Source organism: Streptomyces sp. DH37, from assembly GCF_029813835.1.
GTDB lineage: Bacteria > Actinomycetota > Actinomycetes > Streptomycetales > Streptomycetaceae > Streptomyces.
The window spans coordinates 1-8,806 of the sequence record NZ_JARVKV010000116.1 but is presented as its reverse complement, the minus strand read 5'-3'; the positions used below and the strand labels follow the sequence as shown (position 1 = coordinate 8,806).

General features: G+C 76.7%; 4 protein-coding genes. 1 reads left to right on the top strand and 3 read right to left on the bottom strand.

What is annotated here, in order from left to right; translation table 11 throughout:
• Positions 1-27: 27 nt before the first annotated feature.
• Genes QC029_RS29870 through QC029_RS29860 form a run of 3 tightly spaced genes read right to left on the bottom strand, consistent with a single transcriptional unit; the run spans position 28 to position 4,591 of the window.
• Positions 28-957 carry an NAD(P)/FAD-dependent oxidoreductase gene (locus QC029_RS29870; RefSeq protein WP_279558978.1) on the bottom strand — a complete coding sequence of 310 codons (930 nt, stop codon included), beginning with the start codon at positions 955-957 and terminating at the stop codon, positions 28-30.
• Entirely contained in the window at positions 939-2,714 is a 1,776-nt protein-coding gene (locus QC029_RS29865; RefSeq protein ID WP_279558977.1) for an ABC transporter ATP-binding protein, read from the bottom strand. Before QC029_RS29865 ends, QC029_RS29870 begins: the two co-directional genes overlap by 19 nt.
• Positions 2,711-4,591 (bottom strand): ABC transporter ATP-binding protein, encoded by a 1,881-nt coding sequence (locus tag QC029_RS29860; RefSeq protein WP_279558976.1) that lies wholly within the window; start codon positions 4,589-4,591, stop codon positions 2,711-2,713. The genes QC029_RS29865 and QC029_RS29860 overlap by 4 nt, the downstream gene beginning before the upstream one ends.
• 175 nt (positions 4,592-4,766) lie before the next feature.
• Here QC029_RS29860 and QC029_RS29855 point away from each other — a divergent pair.
• Positions 4,767-8,806 (top strand): amino acid adenylation domain-containing protein (locus QC029_RS29855; protein ID WP_279558975.1); only part of this gene is annotated, 4,040 nt, incomplete at its 3' end.

Sequence of the window (8,806 nt, the reverse complement as noted above, 5' to 3'; positions counted from 1 at the left end):
GGCCGCCCCCGGGGGCGGCCTGCCGGCTCAGGCGGGCGGCCGCAGCCCCATGTCGGACAGGAACAGCTCCTGGTCCATCCAGATCGCGGCACGCGTACCGTCCGCGGCACCGGTGATCACGAAGGCGAGCGGCGCGGGCAAGGCCTCCAGCCGGGCCATGTCCCCGGCCGCGTACACACCCGGCACGGTGGTGCGCTGCCGCTCGTCCACCCTGACCGTGCCGTCGGGCAGCAGCTCGCATCCCAGCTCGGAGGCGAGCGCGGAGTGCTGGCCGTGGGCCGGGCGGTGGTAGCAGGCGCTCCGGTCCAGGGTGCGGCCGGAGGAGAAGTGCAGCCGCAGGGCGGTGGGGGAGAGCCGTTCCACCTTCTGCAGGGGCTCCTCCTCCACGCGCACGCCGCGCTCGGCGAGCCGGTCCCGCAGCTCCTGCGGGGCCCGGCCGCCCAGGGTGCACAGCACCACGTCCGCCGAGAAGCGGTCGGTGAGGTAGAGCGCCAGCATGGCGTGGCCGGCGTCCGAGCCGAGCACGGCCAGCGGCTGCTCCCGGGTCTCGTACCCGTGGCAGAACGGGCAGTGGTAGATGCCCCGGCCGAACAGCTCGGCGAAGCCCTCGATCCCGGGCATCTCGTCGACCTGGCCCGTCGCGAGCAGCAGGCGGCGGGCCCGCACCCGCTCGCCGCCGTCCAGCACCGCCTCGAACGCGTCCGGTCCGCCGGAGACCGAGACCACCTCGGTGCCGCGGAACTCCACCGAGGGGTACACGGCGAGCTCCTCACGCCCGATGCGGCGCAGCTCGGCGGGCGGGAATCCGTCCCGCCCCAGGAACATGTGCATCTCCTCGGCGGGCGCGTTGCGCGGCCGGCCCCCGTCCACCACCAGCACCCTGCGGCGCTGCCGTCCCAGCGGCAGGGCCCCGCCCAGCCCGGCGGGCCCTCCCCCGATCACGATGACGTCGTACACGGCCGTCCCCTCTCATCCTCGTCCTGCGGTACCGCGCGCATCCGCCAGCCGCGGGCGCGCTCGCGCTCGCTCCAGAAGGCCGCGTACGGGCCCCCTCGGGCGAGCAGTTCGTCATGGCGCCCCGACTCCGCGATCCGCCCCTCCCGCAGGACCACGATCCGGTCCGCCGTGCGCACGGTCTCCAGCCGGTGGGCGATCACCAGGACGGTGCGGTCCGCGGTGAGCGCCTCCAGGGCGTCGAGGACGGCGGCCTCGTTCTCCGTGTCCAGGGCGGCGGTCGCCTCGTCCAGCAGCACGATCGGCGCGTCCTTCAGCAGGGCGCGGGCGATGGAGACGCGCTGCCGCTCTCCGCCCGACAGCAGGGCGCCGCCCTCGCCGACGCGGGTGCGAAGGCCGTCCGGGAACCGGGCCGCGATCTCGTCGACCCGGGCGCGCCGCGCGGCGTCGCGCACCTCGGCCTCGCCGGCGCCGGGCCGGCCCAGCCGGATGTTCTCCTCCAGGGTCCCGTCGAACAGGTGGACGTCCTGGAAGACCAGGGCCAGGTGGGACATCAGCTCCCGCTGCGAGAGCCGCCGCACGTCGGTGCCGCCCACCTCCACCGTGCCCTCCCACACGTCGAAGAAGCGGGCGATGAGCCGGGTGACGGTGGTCTTGCCCGACCCGGACGGCCCGACCAGCGCGGTGGTGGCGCCCGGCGGCACGGTGAGGGAGAGGTCCCGCAGGACCGGCTCGTCCCCGTAGCCGAAGCTCACCCCCTCCAGCCGGATCGAGCCGTCCCGGACACGGCCCGGGGTGGCCGGCTCGGGCAGGGGAGCGGTGTCGAACACCTCCTGCAGCCGGTCCACCGAGTTCCCGGCCATGCGCAGCGCGGCGCCCAGCTCGGCGGCCGTCAGCAGGGGTTCGGCCGATCGCGCGGCCAGCACCAGCAGGGCCAGGAGCGCCGGAGCGTCGACCGTGCCGTCCACCGCCAGGCCGGTGCCCAGGAGCAGCAGCAGGACGAAGGCCGCCTGCACGGTCAGCGCGAATCCGGCCAGTCCCGGGAGCGCCACCCGGATCATCCGACGGCCCGCCCGCCGCTGCGCCACGAGCGCGTCGTCGAGTTCGCGCACCCCCCGGGCGGTCCTGCCGTACGCGCGCAGCACCGGCTGCTCGCGGGCGAACTCCACCACCCGTGCCCCGGCCTCCGCCGCCGCCGCGTCCGCGGCGTGCTCGGCCCGCTGCACCAGCCTCCCCGTCACGCGGTGGACCAGCACGATCACCGGAGCGCAGGCCAGGGCGGCCAGCCCCAGGCGGGGTTCGACCACGAGCATCACCAGCACCGTGCAGGCGGGCGTGACGGTGGCCCGCACCAGCGGTTCCAGCAGGTGCGCCGGGACGCTCATCACGTTCATCACGTCGTACGTGACCAGACGGCCGACCGTGCCCACCCTCCGGCCGGAGAACCAGCCCAGCGGCAGGCGCACCAGATGGCCGCCCAGGCGGTCGTGCAGGGCGCGCGAGAGGGCGTACCCGGTGTTCCGGGCGGCGACCACCGACGGGTGGGTCACCGCCGCGTGGGCCACGGCCACGGCGGCGAGCGCCGCCACCCAGGGCCAGGCCCGCTCGGGGTGCCGGCCGTCCAGGAGGACGCGCAGCAGGGGCACGAGGAGCGCGAAGGCCGCCCCCTGGAGGGCGGCGGACGCCGCCGTGCCCAGCAGCGCGCGCCGCAGCCGGGCCCGCTCCTCGCGGTCCAGGAGTTCCGACAGACGGCGGATCACCGCGTGTTCCCTTCCTCGTGGCCCGGCGTGCCGGTCCGTCCCTCGCCGCGCCGGGGCCGGCGGTGTGCCGCCGGCCGCCCGCCCGTGCCGTACTGCGCCCGCCACAGCGCCGCGTACCGGCCGCCGGCGGCCAGGAGTTCGTCGTGGCGGCCCTGCTCCACCAGCCGTCCCCCGTCCAGCACCGCGATCCGGTCGGCCTCCACCACGGTGGCCAGCCGGTGGGCGATCACCAGGACGGTCCGCCCGGCCACGAGCGTCGCCAGCGCGTCCTGGATGGCGGCCTCCGACTCGGGGTCCGTGGACGCGGTCGCCTCGTCGAGGACGAGCACGGGGCGGTCGGCCAGCAGCGCCCGCGCGATCGCGATCCGCTGCGCCTCCCCGCCGGACAGCCGGACGTCGTCGCCGGCGACCGTGTCGTATCCGCGGGGAAGCTCCGTGATCCGGTCGTGGATCCGGGCGGCCCGGGCCGCTGCCTCGACCTCGTCGTCGCCCGCCTCCGGGCGGCCGAGCCGGATGTTCTCGCGCAGGCTGCCGCGCAGCGGCCGGGTCTCCTGGAGGACGAAGCCCACGTGCCGGTAGAGCTCGTCCGCGGGTACGTCGCGGACGTCCGCGCCCCCGATGCGCACGGCGCCCGCGGTCACGTCCCGGAAGCGCGCCAGAAGGGCGGCCAGGGTGGACTTGCCCGCGCCGGACGGGCCGACGAGGGCGGTGAGGGTGCCGGGTTCGAGGACGAGGTCGACGCCGCGCAGCACCTCGCCGCGCCCGTCGTAGGCGAAGCGGACGCCGTCGAACTCCACCCGGGCACCGTCGGGGCGCCTCTGCGCGCGCGGGCCGGGCAGGGGCGGCCGGGCGAGCAGGCGGCGGATGCGGCCGGCCGCGGTCTGGGCGGTGCGCAGGTCCTGGGTGGCGTAGCCGAGGGCCAGGACGGGCGCGGTCAGTCCCAGTCCCAGCAGCACGAAGGGCAGCAGGTCCGGCGGTTCCAGCCGGCCGGCCTGCAGCAGGGCGGTGCCGCCCGCCAGGACGGTCAGCACGACGGTCGCGGGGGAGAAGGCGATCCGGCTCCACGCGGTGTACCGGGTCACCGAGCGGGCCCAGGCGGAGACGAAGTCCGCGTACCGCGCGGCGGCCTCGCCGAAGCGGTGGTGTGCCCGGCCCGCCTGCCCGAACGTCTTGACCACGGTGATGCCGTGGACGAACTCCACGGCGGCCGAGTTCAGCCGGGTGGTCGCCGCGTGGTACTCGGGCATGCGCGCCGCGGCGTCGCCGAGCGCTCTGCGGTGCAGCAGCAGACCGGCGGCCACCGGGACCAGCGTCACCAGGGCCATCAGCGGATCCACGGCGAACAGGTAGGCCAGCGCGGCGACCGGCGCCACCACGGAGGCCACCAGGTCGAGCAGGGTGTGCCCGACCACGTGGTGCAGGGCCGACACGTCGTCCGCCACGGCCTTGCGCAGCGCCCCGGCGCTTCCGCCGTCGAGCGCGCCCAGCGGCAGCCGTCCGGCGTGGTCCACCAGACGGCGGCGCAGCAGGAGCTGGAGGTCGTTGTCGGCGAGGTGGGTCAGGGTCGTGGCCGCGGCGAGGAAGAGAGCCCGCACCGGCACGGCGCCGGCGCCGATCCACGCCGCGCGCCACGCGGCGGAGGAGTGGCCGGCGAGCAGGGCGCGGCCGATTTCGGCCACTGCCACGAGCGGGACCAGGGACGCCAGCACGGCCACCGTCTGGGCGGCCGCCGCCAGGACGAGGCGACCGCGGACCGGACGCACCAGGCGGAGCAGTTCCCACGGCGCGCCGGCGGCGGGGCCGTCCGCCGCGGTCTCCGGGGCCGCGTCGGACGGCCGCGTGTCCTGGGTCGTTGACGGCCGTGTGTCGGCGCTCACGGCGAAACCTCGTTCCGGGCAGGGGTGTTGGCGGGGAGCGGCCGACCGGCGGGCGCGGCGGGCTCCGGCGCACACATTAATTGACAATCGTTTTCGTTGTCGATAAGTCTGGTCGCGAAGTGCGAGGCGGTACGGATTCCGCCATGGCTTCGACAACCTGAACGGGGGATCCGACATGAGCCGACCCGACGGAACCATCGACGACACCGGGAACTTCGCCGAGTTCCCCGCGGGGGCCGAACCCCTGCTGTCGCTGATCGCCGAGGCCGCCGCCCGCGGTACGGCCGAGGTGCGGCCCGGCCTGCGGCTGGGCGACCTCGGAGTGGACTCCTTCGGCGCGCTGCGGCTGCGCAGAGCGGTCGAACGGCACACCGGCGTGCGGCTCCCGCTGCCGGCCTTCCTCGGGGACCGCACCGTGGGCGCGCTGCTGCTCGACTGGACGGCGGCACGCGGCAGGGGGGACCGGGCGGCGGAGCCGGACGCCGCCGCACCGCAGCCGGCGGACCGGCCGGGCGCCGACGCCGTGCGCGACGCCGACGCCGACGCCGTGCACGGCACCGCGCCGCTCACCCCCGTCCAGGCCGCCTACTGGGCCGGACGGGGCGAGGACTTCCCGCTGGGCGGCGTGGCCACCTTCTGGTACCACGAGTACGACCGCGGCCCCGGCCGGCGGTCCGCCCCCGACCCGGAAGACGACCTCGACAGGCTGGAAGCGGCGTGGAACCGCCTCGTCCGCCACCACCCCATGCTGCGCACCGTGATCGGCCGCGACGGACGCCAGCGCACGCTCGCCGAGCCGCCCCGCTACGCCATCGGCCGCACCGACCTGCGGGGAGCGACGGACCGGGAGGTGGAGACGGCACTGGCGGACCTGCGCGAGCAGCGGTCCCACCAGCTCCGGCCGGCCCAGGAGTGGCCGCTGTTCGACCTGCACGCCGTCCTGCTGCCGGACGGCCGGACACGGCTGCTGATCGGCTTCGACGTGCTGGTGATCGACTTCGCGAGCTGGCGGCTGCTCATGCGCCAGTGGGGCGAACTCCTCACCGACCCGGACGCCGAACTGCCGACCGCGGAGAGGGAGTTCACCGACATCGTGCGACGGCGGCCGACCGACCCGGCCGAACTGGCCCGCCGCGCGCGTGACCGCGCCTACTGGCGGGAGCGGCTCGACGCCCTGCCGGACGGTCCGGCCCTCCCGTACACCACCGCACCCCGGGACATCAGGAACGCCCGCTTCACCCGCCGCCACCGCCGCCTGCACGCGGCGGAGTGGCGGGAACTGCGCGAGCGCGCCGCCCGGCAGGGGGTCAGCCCGACCTCCGTCCTCCTGGCCGCGTTCTCGCTGGTGCTGGCCCGCTGGGGCGCCACCGAGCCGTTCGCCGTCAACACCACCCTCTACGACCGGCCCGAGGACGTGGCCGGAGTGGAGCACCTGGTCGGCGACTTCACCACGACCGCGCTGGTCCGGGTCACGCCTCCCGATCCGCTGACCTGGACCGGCTTCGCCGACCACGCGCGCGCGGTGAACCACACCCTGTGGGAGGCCATCGAGCACCGCTCGTTCTCCGGCGTCGAGGTGATGCGCGAACTCTCCGCCGCCGCGGGTGGGGAGGCCGCCGGTGCCGAAACGGTTCGCCACCCCGTGGTCTTCACCTCCGGCCTCGGCGTCGGCACCGACGAGCCCCCCGCCCGCGCGCTCGGCACCGAGGTCTTCGGCGTGTCGCAGACGCCCCAGGTCCTCGTGGACCACCTCGTGTGGCAGGAGGACGGGGACCTGCGCCTGTTCTGGGACGCCGTGGACGAGGCGTTCCCCGCCGGGTTCGCCGACGGGCTCGCCGACGCCCAACAGCGGCTGCTGCTCCTGCTGGCCAAGGACGACGGGGCGTGGCACAGCATCGAACTGGGCTGGGACCCGGCCTTCATCGAACCCGAGAGCCTGGACTGCGCCCCCTACGGCGACTGCGGGCCCCTCCTGGACGGCCCGCTGCGCCGAGCCGCGCAGGACCTGCCCGGCAACCCGGCCGTCCTGGCCCCCGGCACCGGCTGGACCCACGGCGAGCTGGCCGAACGCTCCGAACGCCTGGCCGGACGGCTGGCGGCGGAGGGCGCCGGACCCGGGCAGCTGGTGCTGGTGGCGCTCCCCAAGGGCCCGGCGCAGATCGCCGCCGTACTGGCGGTCGCCCGCACCGGCGCCGGATACGTGCCGGTCGACCCCGCCTGGCCCGCCTCCCGCATCGAGGCCGTCTGCTCCCGCGCCCGGGTCCGGCTCGCCCTGTCCGCCGCCGGCGCGCCCGCCCGGCTGCCCTCCGGCGTACGCTCCCTGAGCGTCGGCGCCGACGGACGGGCGAACGCCGACGGCCCCACGGCGGCGGTGCGCGCGGAGGCCCGCCCGGACCAGCTCGCGTACGCCATCTTCACCTCCGGCTCCACCGGGACGCCCAAGGGCGTGGCGATCGAGCACCGGGCCGCCCGGACCACCCTGGACGACATCACCGACCGGTTCGCGGTCACCGCCGACGACCGGGTGCTCGCCCTGTCCGCACTCAGCTTCGACCTGTCCGTCTACGACGTCTTCGGCCTCCTCGGCGCCGGCGGGGCGCTCGTCCTGCCCGACACCGCGCGGCAGCGCGACCCGGAGCACTGGTGCGAACTCGTCGACGAGCACCGCGTGACGGTGTGGAACACCGCCCCCGCGCTCCTGGAGATGCTGGTGGAGTACGCGGAGGCCGACCCCGGTGAGGCGTCCCGCCGGCTGGCCTCCCTCCGCCTGGTGATGCTCTCCGGCGACTGGATACCCGTCACCCTGCCCGACCGGCTGCGCGCCCTGGCCCCCGGCGCCCGCGTGATGAGCCTGGGCGGGGCGACCGAGGCGTCGATCTGGTCCATCACCTACCCCGTGGGGGAGGTCGACCCCGGCTGGCCGAGCATCCCCTACGGCCGTCCGCTGCGCGGGCAGTTCTTCCACGTCCTCGACGCCGACGGCAGGCCGTGCCCGGTGGGGGTCGACGGGGAGCTGTTCATCGCCGGCGACGGGCTGGCCCGCGGCTACCTCGGCGACGAGGCCCAGACCGCCGAGCGGTTCGCCGTCCATCCGGTCCTGGGGGAGCGGCTCTACCGCACCGGCGACCTCGGCCGCCGCCGCCCCGACGGGCAGATCGAGTTCCTGGGCCGCACCGACCGGCAGGTCAAGGTCCGCGGCCACCGCATCGAACTGGGCGAGATCGACGCGGCCCTGAGCCGCGTCCCCGGAATCCGGCAGGCCGTCTCCGCCGCGGTTCCGGGGCCCGACGGCAGGCCCCGGCTGGTCGCCTACGTCTCCCCGGCGGCCTCGGGCGGGGCCGCCGCGCCCACGGACGGGGAGCTGACCCGCGCGCTCGCCGAGCGGCTCCCGGACTACATGCTCCCCGGCCGGTACGTCCGGCTGGATGCCCTCCCGGTCAGCGACAACGGCAAGGTCGACCACAAGAGGCTCCCCGACCCGTTCCGCTCCCCCCGGCGGGAGGAACCCCCCGCCGGGCCCTCCTCCGGCCTCCTGCCGGCGGTACCCGGACCCCGCCCGGCGGCGGACGACGCCGTCCCGGAGGCACCCGCCGCCCCCGCCGCTCCCGCCGCGGGAAGCCCCGCCGGCGGAACCGGCCGCAGCGCCCTGGAGGCGGTGTTGCGCGAGATCCTCGGGCCGCAGGCCGACTTCGGCACCGGGCTCCTCGCCGCCGGGGCGACGTCGCTGGACGTGGTCCGGCTGGCCAACGCCATCGAGGATCACGGCGCGGACCGCCCCTCCTTCCGGCGGCTGGTGGCCTTCGCATCGCTCACCGACCTGGTGAACGCGTACGCCCCGCCCGCCCCGGACACGGCGCACGACTCCCCGGCGCCGGCCGCGGCCGGGGAGTCCCACCGCCCGGCTCCCGCGCACGCCCCGCTCCTGCCCGCACCCGAGGGCCTGGAGCTGACCGTGCGCCTGGAGCCGTCCCGCGGTCAGGACCCCGCCGACGCCCTGGAGGCCGCCGCGCGCTGGCTGCGCGAGCTGCGCCGGCGGATCGGCGAGCACGGGCGCGCGCTCCACGACGTACGCGTCGGCGCCGACGGCGCGCTGCTCACGGTGGGCGTGACCGGTCACGCCGCCCCCCCCCCCCCCCCCCCCCCCCCCCCCCCCCCCCCCGCCCCCCCCCCCCGCCCCCCCCCCCCCCCCCCCCCCCCCCCCCCCCCCCCCCCCCC